The sequence below is a fragment of the Chelatococcus daeguensis genome (genome assembly GCF_001887265.1).
In the GTDB taxonomy this organism is placed as follows: domain Bacteria; phylum Pseudomonadota; class Alphaproteobacteria; order Rhizobiales; family Beijerinckiaceae; genus Chelatococcus_A; species Chelatococcus_A sambhunathii.
The window spans coordinates 2,550,100-2,566,451 of the sequence record NZ_CP018095.1; the positions used below are offsets into that span (position 1 = coordinate 2,550,100).

Here is a 16,352-nt window from a genome sequence, read left to right on the forward strand (position 1 = left end):
TCAGGCCAATCGATCGCCGATGAGGAATTCGAGCGCCCGGTCGAGGCGGATGTGCGGCAGCGGCGGCATGCGGCCGGCGGCATCCGGCACCCTGAGCGGCGGGCGGAAGCGCGGGAAGCGCAGGCTGCCGGGAACGACGGCGCCGGAGAAGATCGCCTTCGGGTCATCGGGCAGTTCGCCGGGGAAAATGGCCGCCTCGCCCTCGCCGTCGAAGACCTCGTTGCCCACGCGCTCGCCCGCGCACGGCACGCCGACGATGGCTGGCAGCCGCTCGCCGCCCTCGCGCACGCTTGCCTCGCGCGTCGCCCGCACCGAGGCGAGCGCCAGCGTGTCGACGCGCGCCCCTGCCCCTTCCGAGCGGCGGATGGCGCGCTCGACGAGGAGCCGCAGGATGGCGTCGAGCCGCGCATGGTCGCTGCGATGCAGATGGTCGGCCTTCGTGGCGGCGAAGAGCACCTTGTCTATGCGCGGGGCGAAGAGGCTGCTGACGAGCGTGTTGCGGCCGGCCCGGAAGGCGCCGAGCACCTGGTCGAGCGCGCCTTCGAGCTCGCCGACCGCCCGCGCCCCGGCATCGAGCGCCGCCAGCACGTCGACGAGCACGATCTGGCGGTCGAGCCGCGAGAAATGCTCCCGGAAGAAAGGCCGCGCCACATGGTTCTTGTAGGCCTCGAAGCGCCGCTCCATCTGGCTCGCGAGGCTCGCCGGCGCGTGCGGGGCGCCGGGCCTGACGTCGAGCGGCGCGAAGGTCAGGGCCGGCGAGCCGGCGAGGTCGCCCGGCATCAGGAAGCGGCCCGGCGGGGTCGTCGCCACTGCTTCGGGACCGGCGCGCAACGCCGACAGGTACTGTTTGAAGAGGTCGCTCGCGGCGACCATCTCCGCCTCGACTGCAGGCTTCTCGGGCGCGAGCGTCGCAAGATGCGCGTGCCAGGCGGCGGCGAGCTGCGTCCGCTCCGGCCGCCGGCTCGCCTCGAGCGTCGCACGCGACCATTCGGCATAGGAGAGGTCGAGCAGGCCGAGGTCGAGCAGCCACTCGCCGGGATAGTCGACGATGTCGAGCGCGAGCGTCGCCGGGCCGGACCGCCAGCCGGGCCGGCGCTCGTAGTCGATCTCGACGCGCAGCTCGGCGATGCGGTTGGTCGACTGCGGCCATTGCCGGCCGGGGCCCGTCAGCGCCGCAAGATGGTCCTCGTAAGCGAAGCGCGGCACCGTATCGTCCGGCTGCGGTGCGAGCCGCGCACGGCGGATCCGCCCTTCGGCCGAGGCACGGAACACGGGCATGGGCGTTACGCCCGTGAGGTGATGCACCAGCGCCGTGGTGAAGACGGTCTTGCCCGAGCGCGCGAGGCCGGTGACGCCGAGGCGCAGCGTCGGCCGCACCGCGCCGGCCGCATATTCGGCGAGGCTCTTCAGCGCATCGACCGTGCCGTCGAGGAAGGACGGCGGCATCAGGCGCGCTCCGCGTCCGTGCCGGCCTCAGTCCTCATCCTCGCCCCCGATCATCTTCGGCGTGACGAAGCGGTCGAGCCGCCCGCCGTGCTCGGCCACGTCGGCCCAGGACGCGACGTCGAAATCGATCACGGCGAGCCCCGCCGTCGGATATTTCTGACGCAGGCGGGCGAAAGCATAGCGGTCGCCGTGGCCGACGAGCCGCGTCGCGAGATCGGCAAAGCCCGGGTTGTGGCCGATGACGAGCAGCGTGCGCACGTCCGGCCCGGTCGAGCGGATGGCGGCAAGGATGGCGTCCGTCTTCGCCTCGTAGATGCGCCGCTCGTCGCGTTTCGGCACCTCCTCGGCGAAGGCGGGCGCGACGAGGGCCCATGTCTCCTGCGTGCGCTTCGACGTCGAGACAATCGCGAGGTCGGGCACCAGATGCTCGCCGGCAAGGTAGCGCCCCATGAGCGGCGCGGCTTCGCGCCCGCGCGGCGCGAGCGGCCGTTCGTGATCGGCGGCGCCGGCGGGCCAGGCGGATTTGGCGTGACGAAGGAGCATGAGGCGAAGCATGGGCGCCAAGCTAGGCATCCCGCCCCGGCCACGCAAGGGCAGCCCGCCGGGATGCCCCCTGTCTCAGCCGATGCCGTCGACCACCTGGAGGCCGTGGGCGAAGGGATCACGGTCGTCGATGACGATGGTGTTGAAGCCGGTGACGCGCGCCCAGCCCTCGATGGAGGGGATGATCGCATCGTGCCCGCCGACCTTCGCCCATGCCTCGATGCGGCCGGAGAAGGTCGAGCCGATGATGCTTTCATGGACGAAGACATCCCCTTCGCGTAGGGCCCCGCGCGCCGCGAGCTGCGCCATGCGCGCCGACGTGCCGGTGCCGCAGGGCGAGCGGTCAATGGCCTTGTCGCCGTAGAACACGGCGTTGCGCGCGGTTCCCTCCTGCGTCTTCGGCCGGCCCGTCCACATGACATGGGTCAGCCGGTCGATGGCCGGGTTCTCGGGATGGGCGATACGGTGGCGGGCGTTGAAATCCTGCCTGAGCTTTGGGCTCCAGCGCAGGATGTCGGAGGGGTTCACCTCGGCAAGATCGCCGTAGCCCTCCTGCGGCTCGACGATGGCGTAGAAATTGCCGCCGTAGGCGACGTCCACCCTGAGCGGCCCGAGCCCCTCCACCGCAACGTCATAGCCCGTGCCGAGGAGGAAGGACGGCACGTTGGTGATGCGCACGCGCTCGATGAACGGCCCGTTCTCGACATAGCGCGCCTCGACGAGCCCCGCCGGCGTGTCGAGCCTCAGCACGCCCGGCGTCTTCGGGCGGACGAGCCCGTTCTCGAGCGCGATCGTCACCGTGCCGATGGTGCCGTGGCCGCACATGGGCAGGCAGCCGGAGGTCTCGATGAAGAGGATGCTGACGTCGCAGTCTTCCCGCGTCGGCGGATAGAGGATCGCGCCCGACATCATGTCGTGCCCGCGCGGCTCGAACATGAGGCCGGTGCGGATGAAGTCGTATTCGGCAAGGAAATGCTGCCGGCGGGCGAACATGGTCTCGCCCTCGAGCCGCGGGATGCTGCCGCCGGCGACGACGCGAACCGGGTTGCCGCAGGTGTGGCCGTCGATGCAGAAGAAGGTGTGGCGCGCCATGATCCGCCCCCATTCGTCAGGCCGCGCTCTTCAGCCCGACGTCCGGCAGCGCCGGGCGCGTGGCGAGCGCCTTTTGCATGACGTCCTCGACCGCCCGGCGCTCCTCGCCCGTGAGCGGCAGCCGCGGCGGGCGCGTCAGGGCGGAGCCGCGACCCATGATCTCCTCGCACAGCTTGATGCACTGGACGAGGTCGGGCCGCGCATCGAGATGGAGCAGCGGCATGAACCAGTCGTAAAGCGGCCGCAGCTCCTCGAAGCGCCCGGCGCGCGCGAGGCGGAACAGCGTCTCGCCCTCACGCGGGAAGGCGTTCGACATGCCCGACACCCAGCCGGCGGCCCCCAGCATCACGCTCTCCACCACCACGTCGTCGAGCCCGGCGAAGAGCACGAAGCGCTCGCCCACCATGTTGCGCATGTCGGTGAAGCGGCGCGTGTCGCCGGAGGAATCCTTGATGCAGACGATGGTGTCGCAATCGGCGAGCGAAGCGAGGATGTCGGGCGTGACGTCGTTCTTGTAGATCGGCGGGTTGTTGTAGACCATCACCGGCAGGTCGGTGGCCCCGGCGACGCCGCGGAAATGCGCCGCCGTTTCGTGGGGCTTGGCCGAATAAACGAGCGCCGGCATCACCATGATGCCGTCGAGCCCGACCCGCGCCGCCTCCCGCGCCGTCTCGGCGGCGAAGGTGGTGGTGAACTCGGCGATGCCGGCGATGACCGGCACGCGCCCTTGGGCGACATCCTTCGCCGCCTCCATCACCGCTACCTTCTCGGGCCGCGAGAGCGAGGTGTTCTCGCCTACGGTGCCGCAGACGATGAGGCCGGAAACGCCGTCGTCGATCAGCCCGGCCATCACCTTGTGGGTCGCCTCGATGTCGAGGCTGAAATCCGCGCGGAACTGCGTGGTGACTGCAGGGAAGACGCCTTCCCAGCCGATGCGCGCTGCCATGGCCGTTCTCCGGAGGGTGAGATTGCCATGAATTGTAGATTGTATAAAATTCATGCTGTCAAGCGCACACCGGGACCCCGATGGACGGCACCCCCCTCACCTCTCCGCTCCGCAAGACGGTTCAGCACCGCACCATCTCGGCCGCCGTCGCCGCCGAGCTGCGCCGGCGCATCCTCGACGGGGAGGTGCCGGCCGGCAGCCAGCTCAGGCAGGATGCGCTCGCCACCGAGTTCGCCGTCAGCCGCATTCCCGTGCGCGAGGCGCTGATGCAGCTCGAGGCCGAGGGGCTCGTAAAGATCCATCCGCACCGCGGCGCCGTGGTGCCGGAACTGTCGCTCGCCGAGATCGAGGAGCTGTTCGAACTGCGCCTCCTCCTCGAGCCGCGCCTCCTCGCCGCCTCTGCCCCGCAGCTGTCGGACGACGACTACGCCCGCCTCGACCGCATCCTGGAGGAATACAGCGACGAATTGCGCGCCCGGCACGTCAGCCGCTGGGGCGAGCTCAACCGCGCGTTCCACCTCTTGCTCTACAGCCGTGCCGAAAAGCCGCGCACCGCCGGCATCGTCGCCAACCTCCTGCAGGACTGCGACCGCCACACGCGCCTGCAACTGTCCTTGACCGGCGGCATGGAACGGGCCGAGGCCGAGCACGCCGAGCTCGTGCACCTCTGCCGCGCGGGGCGCATCGACGATGCCTGTGAATTGCTGCGCGCCCACATCGAGAACGTCGGCCGGGCGCTGCGGCGGTTCTTGGAGGAGCGCTGAATGCAATTCCCCTCCCCCGCTTGTGCGGGGAGGGGTTACAGGTGGGGGCGGCTCCGCCTTCCGGACGCTCCGCTCAGATCGCTTGAGATCCCAGGGATTGCCAGCGAGCCCACAGCATTATGCATTCAAGTCGGCGCAGTTGACTTGGCTTGATCCCTCCCCTCAAGGAGAGGGTGGATCGCGCCAAAGGCGCGAGACGGGTGGGGTCAATTCCGGGTACGGCGCGCGTAAATGCCACCCCGCAGGCCCCCTCCGTCGCCGCTTCGCGGCGCCACCTCCCCCATGCGGGGGAGGATCGACGTGCACACCAATTTCAGGTCATCATACTAATCTGCTGGCGCGGGCATCTCGGTGCGCCTACCGCCCCTCGCGCCGCGCCAGGAACGCCAGCTTCTCGAAAAGCCCGACGTCCTGCTCGTTCTTGAGGAGCGCCCCGTGCAGAGGCGGGATAAGCTTGCGCGTGTCGCGCTCGCGCAGGGTCTCGGCGTCGATGTCCTCGGCCATGAGGAGCTTCAGCCAGTCGATGAGCTCCGAGGTCGACGGCTTCTTCTTGAGGCCGGGCACGTCGCGGATGTCGAAGAAGAGGCGCAGCGCCTCCTCGACGAGGCGCTTCTTGATGCCGGGATAGTGCACCTCGACGATCCGGGCCATGGTCTCGTGATCGGGAAAGCGGATGTAGTGGAAGAAGCAGCGGCGCAGGAAGGCGTCCGGCAGCTCCTTCTCGTTGTTGGAGGTGATGACGACGATGGGCCTCTGGCGTGCCTGCACGGTCTCGCCCGTCTCGTAGACGTGGAACTCCATGCGGTCGATCTCGAGCAGGAGGTCGTTGGGGAACTCGATGTCGGCCTTGTCGATCTCGTCGATGAGCAACACCGGGCGCCGCTCCGACACGAAGGCCTCCCACAGCTTGCCGCGCTTGATGTAGTTGGCGATGTCGGAGACGCGCGGGTCGCCCAGCTGGCTGTCGCGCAGGCGCGAGACGGCGTCGTATTCGTAGAGCCCCTGCTGCGCCTTGGTGGTGGACTTGACGTGCCAGGTGATGAGCGGCGCGCCGACGGCCCGCGCGATCTCCTCGGCGAGCACGGTCTTACCGGTGCCGGGCTCGCCCTTCACGAGGAGCGGACGCTCCAGCACGATGGCCGCATTGACCGCGACCTTGAGATCCTCCGTGGCCACATAGGTATCGGTGCCGTCAAACCGCATGTCGTCTCCTGAAACCGGGGGGCGCAGCCTCGCCGGCGACAGTAGGGAGCGGACGAGGACGGGGCAAGCGGGGCACGCCTCTCGACGAAAGCCCGCCCCGCCGTCATGCCGTCGATTGTCGCGGGCATGACGGCGGAGACAGGTACGCAAATGGAACGGGAGGAGTGGCATAACCTCCCCCACCCGTCATGGCCGGGTTCGTCCCGGCCATCCACGCCCTTCCGCCCCCACGCCAGCGTCGCGGCGTGGATGCCCGCGACGGGCGCGGGCATGACGGCGGAGACGGGGTACGCAAACGGAGCGGAACGAGCGTGGCACAACCTCCCCCGTTCGTCATGGCCGGGCTTGTCCCGGCCATCCACGCCCTTCGACCCCGCGCCTGCGTCGCGGCGTGGATGCCCGCGACGAGCGCGGGCATGACGGGGGCCTACCCCGCCACCTCCGGAAAGACGGCCCCCTCCTTCACGACGCCCATCACGAAGTTCGATTCGATGGCGGCGATGCACCTGAGGCGCGTCAGCCGCGTCTTGACGAAGCGCTCGTAGGCCTCGATGCCCTCGCCGACGACGTGCAGGAGATAGTCTTGCGTGCCCGTCATCAGATAGCAGGCGCTCACCTCGTCCCAGCCGGCGACCGCCTGCTCGAAGGCCGCGATCTCCTCCTCGTTCTGGCGTGTCAGCCGCACCGAGACGAAGACGGTGACGGGCAGGCCGTAGGCCTTCTGGTCGACCTTGGCGGCATAGCCGCGGATGACGCCCACCTCCTCCAGCCGGCGCAGGCGCCTGAGGCACGGCGACGGCGACAGGCCGATGCGCTCCGACAGCTCCTGGTTGGTCATGCGCCCGTTGCCCTGCAGCAGGCGCAACATGCGGCGGTCGGTCGCGTCGAGCGACATCTGCCCCATTCTCCCTCCATTCTGGCAGTTCCTGCCCGTGCGCGCACATTTGCGCGATCCGATTGGCCGAGCAATGCCAAAGGGCGCACACTAACGTTGAGACAGATCCGTCGGGCCTCGCGGCCGGCGGGACGGGCAAACCGCCAATCGAGGGAACGCTTGTCATGGCATCGTCTGACTACCACAAGGACAAGATCGGCAATCACAAGCTCCATCCCGAGACGCTGATGCTGGGCTACGGCTACGACCCCGCCCTCTCGGAAGGAGCGGTGAAGCAGCCGGTCTTCCTGACCTCCACCTTCGTCTTCCGCTCGGCGGAGGAAGGACGCGACTTCTTCGATTTCACCGCGGGCCGGCGCGAGCCGGAGCCGGGCACCGAGCCGGGCCTCGTCTATTCGCGCTTCAACCACCCCAACAGCGAGATCGTCGAGGATCGCCTCGCCATCTTCGAGGGCGCCGAGATGGGTGCCATCTTCTCGAGCGGCATGTCGGCCATCGCCACGACGCTGCTCGCCTTCGCCCGGCCGGGCGACGTCATCCTGCATTCGCAGCCGCTCTACGGCGGCACGGAAACGCTGATCGCCAGGACCATGAAGCCTTTCGGCATCGATGCGGTCGGCTTCATCGACGGTGTCGACGAAGTGGCCGTGCGCGCCGCGGCCGAGGCGGCGATGGCGAAGGGCCGCGTCAGCGTCGTCTTCGTCGAGACGCCGTCGAACCCGCTCAACAGCCTCGTCGACCTCGCGCTCGTGCGCCGCATCGCCGATGAGATCGGCGACAGGCAGGGCCATCGCCCGATCGTCGCCTGCGACAACACGCTGCTCGGCCCGCTGTTCCAGAAGCCGCTCGCCCACGGCATGGACCTGTCAGTCTATTCGCTGACCAAATACGTCGGCGGCCACTCAGACCTCGTGGCGGGGGCGGTGCTCGGCCGGCGCGAGTTGGTGAAGCCCATCAAGCTGCTGCGCGGCGCCATCGGCACCCAGCTCGACCCGCATTCGGCCTGGATGATCGCCCGCTCGCTGGAGACGCTCAGCCTGCGCATGAGCGCCGCCTGCCGTAACGCCGAGGCGGTCACCGCCTTCCTCGCCGGCCACGAGAAGGTGGCGCGCGTCTATTACCCGACGCTGCTGCCCGCCGAGAGCCCGGCCCGGCGCACCTTCGCGCGCCAGTGCGATGCGGCCGGCACCACCTTCTCCTTCGACATCCGCGGTGGCGAGGCGGCCGCCTTCCGCTTCCTCAACGCGTTGCGCATCTTCAAGCTGGCGGTGAGCCTCGGCGGCACGGAATCGCTCGTCTGCCATCCGGCGACGACCGTCCATTCCGGCGTGCCGAAGGAAACGCGCGAGCGCATCGGCATCAGCGACGCCACCGTCCGCATGTCGATCGGTATCGAGCACCCGGATGACCTCATTGCCGATCTGACGCAGGCGCTGTCGGTGGCTTAGCCAGTCGGCAGTCGGCAGCCGGGGAAAAGGCAGCCGTCCCATACGGGGAGCAACCTCGTTTCCCGGGCGCATGCAGCGAAGCGGAATGCGACCCGGGAACGGGTGCTCGCGCCTCGCCGCAGGCACCGCACGGTCTGCATCGTCTAGGCCTCGCTCTGCGCCGCGACTGCCTGTTCCTCGCTGCCGATGCCCCATATCCGCGATTGCATCGGCGGCTGCCGCTCGCCCATGATGCCGGGAGCGGATGCGGATTCTGCGCCGCGGCGCGCATGGGCGGGCGATGACAGCGACAGTACCAGTCGAGACTTACAAGGACGCCCTCCTCGTTCTCGCTGCGGCCGGTGCGGCCGTGCCCATGGTCAAGCTCCTCCGCATCAGCCCGGTCCTCGGCTTCCTCGGAGTGGGGGCCGTGCTCGGGCCGCACGGGCTCGGCAACCTGGTCGGCGAGGTGCCGGTGCTGCGCTACCTCACCATCTCCGACCAGGAACTGATGGCGCGCATCGCGGAATTCGGTGTCGTGTTCCTGCTTTTCGTCATCGGCATCGAATTGTCCTGGGCCCGCCTGTGGACTCTGCGGCGCCTCGTCTTCGGGCTCGGCTTCGCTCAGGTGGTGACCTGCGGCGCAGCGCTCGGCCTCGGCGTCGCTCTCGCAGGCGGCGCGGCGGCGGAGGCGCTCGTCATCGGCAGCGCCCTTGCCCTGTCCTCCACCGCGATCGTGCTTGAATCGCTCGCCGAGCGCCGGCGCCTCGGCACCTCCGCCGGGCGCACGAGCTTCGCCGTCCTCCTGTTCCAGGACCTTGCGGTGGTGCCGCTCCTCTTCCTCGTCGGCGTGCTCGGCGCGCGCGAGGAAGGCTCCGTGGCGACAGGCTTCGTGATCGCCATCGGCCAAGCGGTCTTCGCCATCGCGGTCATCGTCCTGATCGGCCGGCGGGCCCTGCGCCCCTTCTTCCGCCTCGTCGCGGCCGCCGACAGCCCCGAGCTGTTCATGGCGGCGGCCCTCCTCGTCGTCGTCGGCACGGCGCTCGCGACCGGCGCAGCGGGCCTTTCCATGCCGCTCGGCGCCTTCATCGCCGGGCTGCTTCTCGCCGAGACGGAATACCGCCGGGAGATCGAGGTGATGATCGCGCCCTTCAAGGGACTGCTCCTCGGCGTCTTCTTCATCAGCGTCGGCATGATGGTGGACATCGGCGGCATTGCGCGCCAGCCCGGCGTCATCCTCGGCGCAGCCGCCGCGGCGGTCGTCGTGAAGACGCTCATCGTGTACGGCCTCGTGCGTCTCTTCTCCGGCGGCCACGCGGTGGCGACCGAGAGCGCCCTGCTGCTCGGCCCCGGCGGCGAGTTCGCCTTCGTCCTGCTCACTCACGCCGCCGCCTTGGCCGTCGTCCCCCGCCCGGTAAGCGACATAGCCATCGCGGCAACGGCCGTGACGATGGTGTTCATTCCCCTGCTCGCGCGCCTCGGCGCCATCGCGGCCGGGCGCTTCGACCGCCCAGGAGCCTTGCCCCCCGAAGCGCAGATGCAACCCGAGCCGGGAGAGCACGGGCATGCCATCGTCATCGGATGCGGCCGCGTCGGCCGCCTCGTCTCCGACATGCTGTCGGCCCAGGCGATCGATCATCTGGTAGTCGACCGGGACGTGGCAACCGTCACCGCGGAGCGCCGCCACGGCCGCAACGTCTTCTACGGCGACGCGACCCGGCGCGAATACCTGCGCCTGTGTGGCATCGCCGACGCCGCCGGCCTGATCATCACCGTCGATGCCTCCACGGCCGTCGACGAGATCGTCCGCCAGGCGAAGGCCCTGACGCCTGGCATCAAGATCCTCGCGCGAGCCCGGGATGCGCGCCACGCCCGACACCTCTACGGTCTCGGCGTGACGCATGCGGTCCCCGAGACCATCGAGGCGAGCCTCCAGCTCTCGGAAGCCTCCCTCGTCCATCTCGGCGTGCCCATGGGACTGGCGATCGCCGCCGTGCACGACCGGCGCGACCTCTTCCGCAACGAACTGCGCGCCATGCGCGAAGCGCGCGAGCCATGAGCACCGGCCCGCGACATCGGATCCCCGCGGGACGCGTCGCAGGAACGCCCTGACCGTCGGTGCCCCTGTCCGTTTCTGATAGAATGGCCACCCGGCCGTTGACCGACCGCTGACGGAGGAGGCCGACATGAAGGCAACTGCAGCCCTGTGCACCGTCGCGGCTTGTCTTGCCCTCACCGGATGCACCTCGACGATCGAGAGCCGGGAGAACATGCTGGTGGCGGCCGGTTTCCGGATCCGCCCGGCGGATACGCCCGGCATGCGTGCCTCCATCGAGGCCCTGCCGCCAAACCGCTTCGTGCGGCGGATCATCAACGGCAACGTCGTCTATCTCTATGCCGACCCAACCGTCTGCCGCTGCGTCTTCTATGGCGACCAGACCGCCTACGGCACGTACCAGCGGATGGTCTTCGAGCAGAACCTTGCCGACCAGCAACAGATGACGGCCATGATGAACCGGCAGGCCGCCTGGGGCCGGTATTGGGGCAGGCCCGGGCCATTCTGGTATTAATCCGGCCCGAAACGCACATTGACGGCCGATATTCATGCAAAATTCACATTAAATCTATGCATGCACTGCGATATAAATTTACAAATACAGAAATAATCGGCATATTTTAATTGAAATGAACGGTCATTCATATTCTCAAGCAATTTCATTACCGCAACATTGCGGAAGTTTAATTTGAAATCGGGCATCCTGAGGCCCATCCTTGGTCCACATCGAATGGAGGACCACGATGAAGAAAACGATCGTTGCAGCGACCCTTGCGGCGGGCGTTGCCGTCACTCCCCTCATGGCCATGGCCCAGAATGGCCCGCAGCCCGGCGCCGGGCCGCGGGCCGAGCAGGCCGAGAAGCGCGGCCCCCGCTTCAGCGAAGCCGACCGGGCGGCATTCCTCGACGCGCGCATCGCCGGCCTGAAGGAGGGCCTCAAGCTCACGGCCGACCAGGAGAAGAACTGGCCGGCCCTCGAAACCGCCCTGCGCGACATGGCCAAGGCCCGTGCCGACGCCATGCGGGAACGGCGCGAGAGCCGTGCCGAGGGCAAGGAACGTACCGGTGCCATCGAGCGCCTGGAGATGCGCGCCGACTTCATGGAGAAGCGAGCCGCCGAGATGAAGAAATTGGCCGAGGCCGCCAAGCCGCTCTACGAAAGCCTCGACGAGGCGCAGAAGGGCCGCTTCGACGTGCTGATGCGCGCTGGCATGCGCGGTGACGGCCATCGCATGCGCCACGCCGCTTTCCACCACCGTGGCGCTCCGCCGGCCCCGCCGGCTCAGCAGCAGTAAGCGCCCGGCCCTCGGTCGGTCGTTTCGAGACCCGTCAACCCAGCACCTTGGCCGCCGGCATGCCCGGCGGCCCCTTTTTCGAGCCGTCGCGCGGCGCTGCGAGGCCTGCTAGATTGCCGGCATGTTCCTCGACTTCTTCACCGCCCTGCGTGCCGCGACGATCCCCGTCACCTTGCGGGAATATCTCACCCTGCTCGGCGCGCTGGAAGCGGACCTCGCCGAGAAGAAGGTGGAGGACTTCTACTATCTCGCCCGCACCTGCCTCGTGAAGGACGAGCGCAACCTCGACAAGTTCGACCGCGTCTTCGCCACTGTCTTCCAGGGGCTGAAGTCCCTCGGTCCGGCTATTGAAAAGGCCACCATTCCCGAAGAATGGCTGCGCAGGCTCGCCGAGCGCTACCTGACGGAAGAGGAAAAGCGGCAGGTCGAGGCCATGGGCTGGGACAAGCTGTTCGAGACGCTGCGCCAGCGCCTGGCCGAGCAGAAGGAGCGGCACCAGGGCGGAAGCAAGTGGATCGGCACTGCCGGCACCTCGCCCTACGGCGCCTACGGCTACAATCCCGAAGGCATCCGCATCGGCCAAGACGGCAACCGCAACTTCCGCGCCGTCAAGGTGTGGGACAAGCGCGAGTTCAGGGACCTCGACGACACGGTCGAACTCGGCACGCGCAACATCAAGCTAGCGCTCCGGCGCCTGCGCCGCTTCGCGCGCACCGGCGCCGCCGAGGTGCTCGACCTCGACGACACCATCCGCGCCACGGCCCACAAGGGCTATCTCGACGTGAGGCTGGTGCCGGAGCGGCACAATGCGGTGAAGGTGCTGCTCTTCCTCGACGTCGGCGGCTCCATGGACTGGCACGTCGAGAAGGCGCAGGAGCTGTTCTCCGCCGCACGTTCCGAGTTCAAGCACTTCGAGCACTTCTATTTCCACAACTGTCCCTATGAGCAGCTGTGGAAGGAGAACCGCCGCCGGTTCGAGGAGACGATCCCCACGCTTGATGTCATCCGCACCTTCCCGTCGGACTATCGCGCCGTCTTCGTCGGCGATGCCTCCATGAGCCCCTACGAAATCGCCATGCCCGGCGGCTCCGTGGAGCACTGGAACGAGGAGGCGGGCGAGGTCTGGCTGCAGCGGCTGTTCACGCAATTCCCAAAGAGCGTGTGGCTCAACCCGCTGCCCGAGGAGCGCTGGGGCTACACCCGCTCCATCACCATGGTGCGCCAGTTGATCGGTGACCGCATGTTTCCACTGACGCTCGACGGCCTCGACCGGGCGATGCGTGCGCTGATGCGGTGAGGCGACGGCAGGCGGGAGAATTGCAGACCGCCGCACCCCGGCGCAAGCTCGTATCCTGGACGCATGCTGCGAATCGGAATGCGATCCGGGATCCAGCGCAACAACTTGCCGAAGGCGCCATATATCCCGTGGCGAATGGACCCCGGATCTGCACTGTATCACTGCGTGTTGCGGTGCTTCCGGGGCACGAGCCCTCTCCTGGAGATGAGGCGGATACCCCTTGCCTCTGCGCCCGCCTTCGCCGACAAGACGGCCATGCAGGATCAGGACGACATCGCAGAAGATGCCGGAGCGCCTCCCGGCCACGTCTATCGCCAGAAGCCCCGGCCCGTCGGCTTCGAGGTTATCTACCGGCTCGAGGGCGACCGGCTGGTGGCAGATGCCGGGCGACGCGTCGATACCGTCGCGCTGTCAGCGGTCAGGGAGGTTCGCCTGACCTTCGAATCGAAGACGGCCGTGCGCAATGTCTACCGCACGACTCTGCGCATGGCGGACGGCCGCAGCCTGTCGCTCACCAATGTCAACTGGGGCCTCTCCGGCGCGCAGACGCAGAACGGCGATTATTCGGCTTTCGTACGGTCTCTCGTCGCGGCCGTGGCAGCGGCGAACCCCGGCGTCGTCATCCGCTGCGGCCGCTCCTACGCTGCGTGGCTGCTGCTGACAGCCATCGGCCTCATGACCGTCATCGGCGTGGCGGGCTTCGCCTACCAGGCCATCAGCGAGGGCGCGGGCACCGCGGCCCTCATCGGCCTTGCCGTGCTCGCCCTCGCCTACTGGCAGCTTGCCCCGCTCGTCCTGCGCAATCGCCCGCGGCTGGCGACCGCGGGCGATCTGCCGGCCGACCTCCTGCCGCCGAAGTGAAAGCTCTGCCGTTCAGCTCTCGCCCGCGTGATTCTCGCGCACCACGAGCACCGAGCACGGCGCATGCCGGACGATGGTGGAGGCGTTGGAACCGAGCAGGTAGGTCGCCATGGCCGGACGGTGGGAACCGACGATGATGAGGTCGGCCTTCATCTTTGCAGCTTCTTCGAGCACCTCGTTGTAGACGGCGCCCATGTGGACCGCCGTGGACACGCGCTCCTTCGGCAGCGGCACGGTATCGGCGATTTCCTTGAGCTTGGCCTCGCTGTCGCTCTGCTGCTCCGCATCGAAATCCGGCGGCACGAACTCCATGAAGGTCACGGGAAGGATCGAGCGCACATAGATGAGGCGCACCTGACCGCCGGAGGCATTGGCGAAGGCCACCGCCTTGTCGATGGCCGCGCGCGAGACCTCGACCTCGGCGAGATCGACCGGCACCAGGATGGACTTGAACATCGAAACCCCCTTGTCATCGAGACGATGAAACCTAGTCGCCCAGCCTCGCCGCGGCGTTGATCGAGGTCAACCGTCCCCGGCGCGCACGAGCGCGCCATCGGCGGCATGGAGCGCACGCCGTCCGGCACGGAAAATGCGCAACGCCGATCAAACCGCTATCGGTAGTCTCCGCGGGCGCCGGAAGAGCCGGCGCGACGCGCGAGGGAGCGGAACGGAGACATGATCGGCCGCAAGTCCCAGACACGCCTCGACTATGCCGAGCGGATCGCCCGGGTCGCCACACATATCGCCGGCCACCTCGACGACGACCTGTCGCTCGAGCGCCTCGCCGGCATCGCCTGCCTCTCGCCCTACCACTTTCACCGCATCTACCGGGCGATGACGGGCGAGACGGCGGCGGAGACGGCGCGGCGCCTCAGGCTGCACCGCGCCGCCCACAGCCTCGTCGCCTCGCAATTGCCCATCGCGCGCATCGCCGCCCGGGCCGGCTACGGCAGCGTCGCCGCCTTCACACGCGCCTTCGCGGTCTCCTACGGCCACGCCCCCGCCGCCTACCGGCGCCGCGGCCGCCTGCTGCCCGGCGCCGGGTGCCCCCAGGAAGAGGATGGCCCCATGACCAGCCCCTGGACCGTCACCCTGCAGCCCATGCCAGCGCTGCGCCTGGCCACCATCCACCATGTCGGTCCCTATATGGAGATCGGCCGCGCCTTCGACCGGCTGATGCCCTGGGCTGCGGCGCGCGGCCTCCTCGGCCCCGGCGCCGTCACCGTCGGCGTCTATTACGACGACCCCGGCACTGTCGCGGCGAAGGACCTCAGCGCGGATGCCGGCATCTCCATCGGTCGCGAGATCGAGGGCGACGCCACCGTCCACATTGTCCTTATCGCTGCCGGCACACACGCCGTGCTGCGCCACCGCGGCCCCTATGCGGAGCTCGAGCGCGCCTACGACTGGCTCTACCGCGCCTGGCTGCCGGCGAGCGGGCACGAGCCGGCGGATCGCCCGCCCTATGAGATCTATCGCAACGATCCGCGCGAGGTGCCGGCGCAGGACCTCGTCACGGACATCTGCCTGCCGCTCGCCGATGTTTAAGCGAAAGCCGGCTCAGCCCTGTCGCTCGGGCGTGCGCACCACGAGACCATCGAGCTCCGGCCGCACGCGAATCTGGCAGGACAGGCGCGAGCTGGGCCTGACGTCGAAGGCGAAGTCGAGCATGTCCTCCTCCATCGGCTCGGGCTCGCCGACCGCCTCGCGCCAGGCCTCGTCCACATAGACGTGGCATGTGGCGCAGGCACAGGCCCCGCCGCACTCGGCCTCAATGCCCGGCACGCCGTTGCGGATGGCCGTCTCCATGACGGTGGCACCGACCTCGGCCTCGACCGTGCGGGCGATGTCATCGGCATCGATGAATGTGATCTTGGGCATGCCCTGCTCCGTGGCGATTCCCGCCCTCTTTAGAACATCTGCAGGCGATGTGAACACCGGCGGTGAGTCGCAGGGGGACCGTCTATGCCGATCAGGCGCGCGTCAGAAGCTCGGCGAGAGCGGCGTCGCAATCGGCAGCGGCCGCCTCGAGCCTCGGCAGGAGATCGTCGAGCCCGGCCGGCTCGCTGCCGTCGGCGGCGAGCCGCAACTCGGCCTCGATCCGCCTCGCCGCTTCTGCAAGCGGACGGGCTCCGATCGCGAGCGAAGCACCCTTCAGTGTGTGGGCGGCCTCATAGCGCAGTGCGGCCGCGCCCTTGCCGGCAATGACGGCCATCTGGCCCTTGAGCTGTTCGCGGAAGAGCTGGGCCACCTCGCGCATCAGGACCGTGTCGCCGGCAGCCTGACGCAGCAGGAATTCCTCGTCCAAAGGCGAAGCGGCATCATCCGTCTCGCGGGCATCCATCATGATCCTCGTCCCGGCGGCAAGCCGGCAGGGCCGGCGATCAGGCTTGTCCACATGGAAGAGGGCCGCCTCGTGCGGTGTCCGTCAACCATGCCACTCTCCCGCCATAAGTCTTTGACGTTCCAGATGGTAAACAAGGCGTTAACGAAACATTCAAGTGGCCGTCCGGTCGGGTTTCTTTCG

17 protein-coding genes are annotated in these 16,352 nt (G+C 68.4%); 8 read left to right on the top strand and 9 right to left on the bottom strand.

Translation table 11 applies throughout. The annotated features are described in order from the left end of the window. From BOQ54_RS12145 to BOQ54_RS12160, 4 genes are all read right to left on the bottom strand, one after another. Nucleotides 1–1,446, bottom strand: a complete 1,446-nt coding sequence (locus BOQ54_RS12145; RefSeq protein ID WP_071923981.1) for a YcjX family protein — start codon at nucleotides 1,444–1,446, stop codon at nucleotides 1–3. A 27-nt stretch (nucleotides 1,447–1,473) separates the two neighbouring features. Then, nucleotides 1,474–2,001, bottom strand: coding sequence for a SixA phosphatase family protein (locus BOQ54_RS12150; protein ID WP_096335271.1), 528 nt, complete (start codon nucleotides 1,999–2,001; stop codon nucleotides 1,474–1,476). Between the two features lie 63 nt (nucleotides 2,002–2,064). Next, the gene (locus BOQ54_RS12155; RefSeq protein ID WP_071923982.1) at nucleotides 2,065–3,081 is read right to left on the bottom strand and encodes a 4-hydroxyproline epimerase; all 1,017 of its coding nucleotides are present in this window, start codon (nucleotides 3,079–3,081) and stop codon (nucleotides 2,065–2,067) included. 16 nt (nucleotides 3,082–3,097) lie between these two features. Continuing rightward, nucleotides 3,098–4,027 (bottom strand): dihydrodipicolinate synthase family protein, encoded by a 930-nt coding sequence (locus BOQ54_RS12160; protein WP_063189158.1) that lies wholly within the window; start codon nucleotides 4,025–4,027, stop codon nucleotides 3,098–3,100. An 80-nt stretch (nucleotides 4,028–4,107) separates the two neighbouring features. Here BOQ54_RS12160 and BOQ54_RS12165 point away from each other — a divergent pair, with 80 nt between their 5' ends. Continuing rightward, the gene (locus BOQ54_RS12165) at nucleotides 4,108–4,791 is read left to right on the top strand and encodes a GntR family transcriptional regulator (protein WP_055457361.1); all 684 of its coding nucleotides are present in this window, start codon (nucleotides 4,108–4,110) and stop codon (nucleotides 4,789–4,791) included. A 357-nt stretch (nucleotides 4,792–5,148) separates the two neighbouring features. Here the strand turns inward: BOQ54_RS12165 and BOQ54_RS12170 are convergent, their stop codons facing one another. Both BOQ54_RS12170 and BOQ54_RS12175 read right to left on the bottom strand, forming a co-directional pair. Beyond that, complete coding sequence (locus BOQ54_RS12170) at nucleotides 5,149–5,994, bottom strand: AAA family ATPase (protein ID WP_055457362.1); 846 nt, start codon at nucleotides 5,992–5,994, stop codon at nucleotides 5,149–5,151. 427 nt (nucleotides 5,995–6,421) lie between these two features. After that, the gene (locus BOQ54_RS12175) at nucleotides 6,422–6,898 is read right to left on the bottom strand and encodes an Lrp/AsnC family transcriptional regulator (protein ID WP_063189162.1); all 477 of its coding nucleotides are present in this window, start codon (nucleotides 6,896–6,898) and stop codon (nucleotides 6,422–6,424) included. A 155-nt stretch (nucleotides 6,899–7,053) separates the two neighbouring features. Here BOQ54_RS12175 and BOQ54_RS12180 point away from each other — a divergent pair, with 155 nt between their 5' ends. The 6 genes from BOQ54_RS12180 (at nucleotide 7,054) to BOQ54_RS12205 (ending at nucleotide 13,825) form a co-directional block, all read left to right on the top strand. Continuing rightward, complete coding sequence (locus tag BOQ54_RS12180) at nucleotides 7,054–8,337, top strand: cystathionine gamma-synthase family protein (protein WP_071923983.1); 1,284 nt, start codon at nucleotides 7,054–7,056, stop codon at nucleotides 8,335–8,337. Nucleotides 8,338–8,581: 244 nt separating this feature from the next. Beyond that, on the top strand, nucleotides 8,582–10,375 hold the full coding sequence (locus BOQ54_RS12185; protein ID WP_083585970.1) for a cation:proton antiporter: 1,794 nt from the start codon (nucleotides 8,582–8,584) through the stop codon (nucleotides 10,373–10,375). A gap of 127 nt (nucleotides 10,376–10,502) precedes the next feature. Next, entirely contained in the window at nucleotides 10,503–10,886 is a 384-nt protein-coding gene (locus tag BOQ54_RS12190) for a hypothetical protein (RefSeq protein ID WP_055457365.1), read from the top strand. 229 nt (nucleotides 10,887–11,115) lie between these two features. Further along, nucleotides 11,116–11,667, top strand: coding sequence for a Spy/CpxP family protein refolding chaperone (locus BOQ54_RS12195; RefSeq protein WP_071923984.1), 552 nt, complete (start codon nucleotides 11,116–11,118; stop codon nucleotides 11,665–11,667). Between the two features lie 121 nt (nucleotides 11,668–11,788). Then, nucleotides 11,789–12,964, top strand: coding sequence for a vWA domain-containing protein (locus BOQ54_RS12200; protein ID WP_071923985.1), 1,176 nt, complete (start codon nucleotides 11,789–11,791; stop codon nucleotides 12,962–12,964). Between the two features lie 255 nt (nucleotides 12,965–13,219). Beyond that, the gene (locus BOQ54_RS12205; protein WP_145979767.1) at nucleotides 13,220–13,825 is read left to right on the top strand and encodes a hypothetical protein; all 606 of its coding nucleotides are present in this window, start codon (nucleotides 13,220–13,222) and stop codon (nucleotides 13,823–13,825) included. 12 nt (nucleotides 13,826–13,837) lie between these two features. Here BOQ54_RS12205 and BOQ54_RS12210 read toward each other — a convergent pair whose 3' ends face one another. Continuing rightward, on the bottom strand, nucleotides 13,838–14,281 hold the full coding sequence (locus tag BOQ54_RS12210; protein WP_055457369.1) for a universal stress protein: 444 nt from the start codon (nucleotides 14,279–14,281) through the stop codon (nucleotides 13,838–13,840). A 219-nt stretch (nucleotides 14,282–14,500) separates the two neighbouring features. On the opposite strand from BOQ54_RS12210, the gene BOQ54_RS20385 reads away from it, so the two are divergent. Further along, entirely contained in the window at nucleotides 14,501–15,373 is an 873-nt protein-coding gene (locus BOQ54_RS20385; protein ID WP_055457370.1) for an AraC family transcriptional regulator, read from the top strand. A 12-nt stretch (nucleotides 15,374–15,385) separates the two neighbouring features. Here the strand turns inward: BOQ54_RS20385 and BOQ54_RS12220 are convergent, their stop codons facing one another. Further along, entirely contained in the window at nucleotides 15,386–15,706 is a 321-nt protein-coding gene (locus BOQ54_RS12220; RefSeq protein ID WP_055457371.1) for a 2Fe-2S iron-sulfur cluster-binding protein, read from the bottom strand. Between the two features lie 91 nt (nucleotides 15,707–15,797). Then, nucleotides 15,798–16,172: an Hpt domain-containing protein gene (locus BOQ54_RS12225; RefSeq protein WP_083585971.1), complete on the bottom strand. Its 375-nt coding sequence runs from the start codon at nucleotides 16,170–16,172 to the stop codon at nucleotides 15,798–15,800. Nucleotides 16,173–16,352 lie beyond the last annotated feature (180 nt).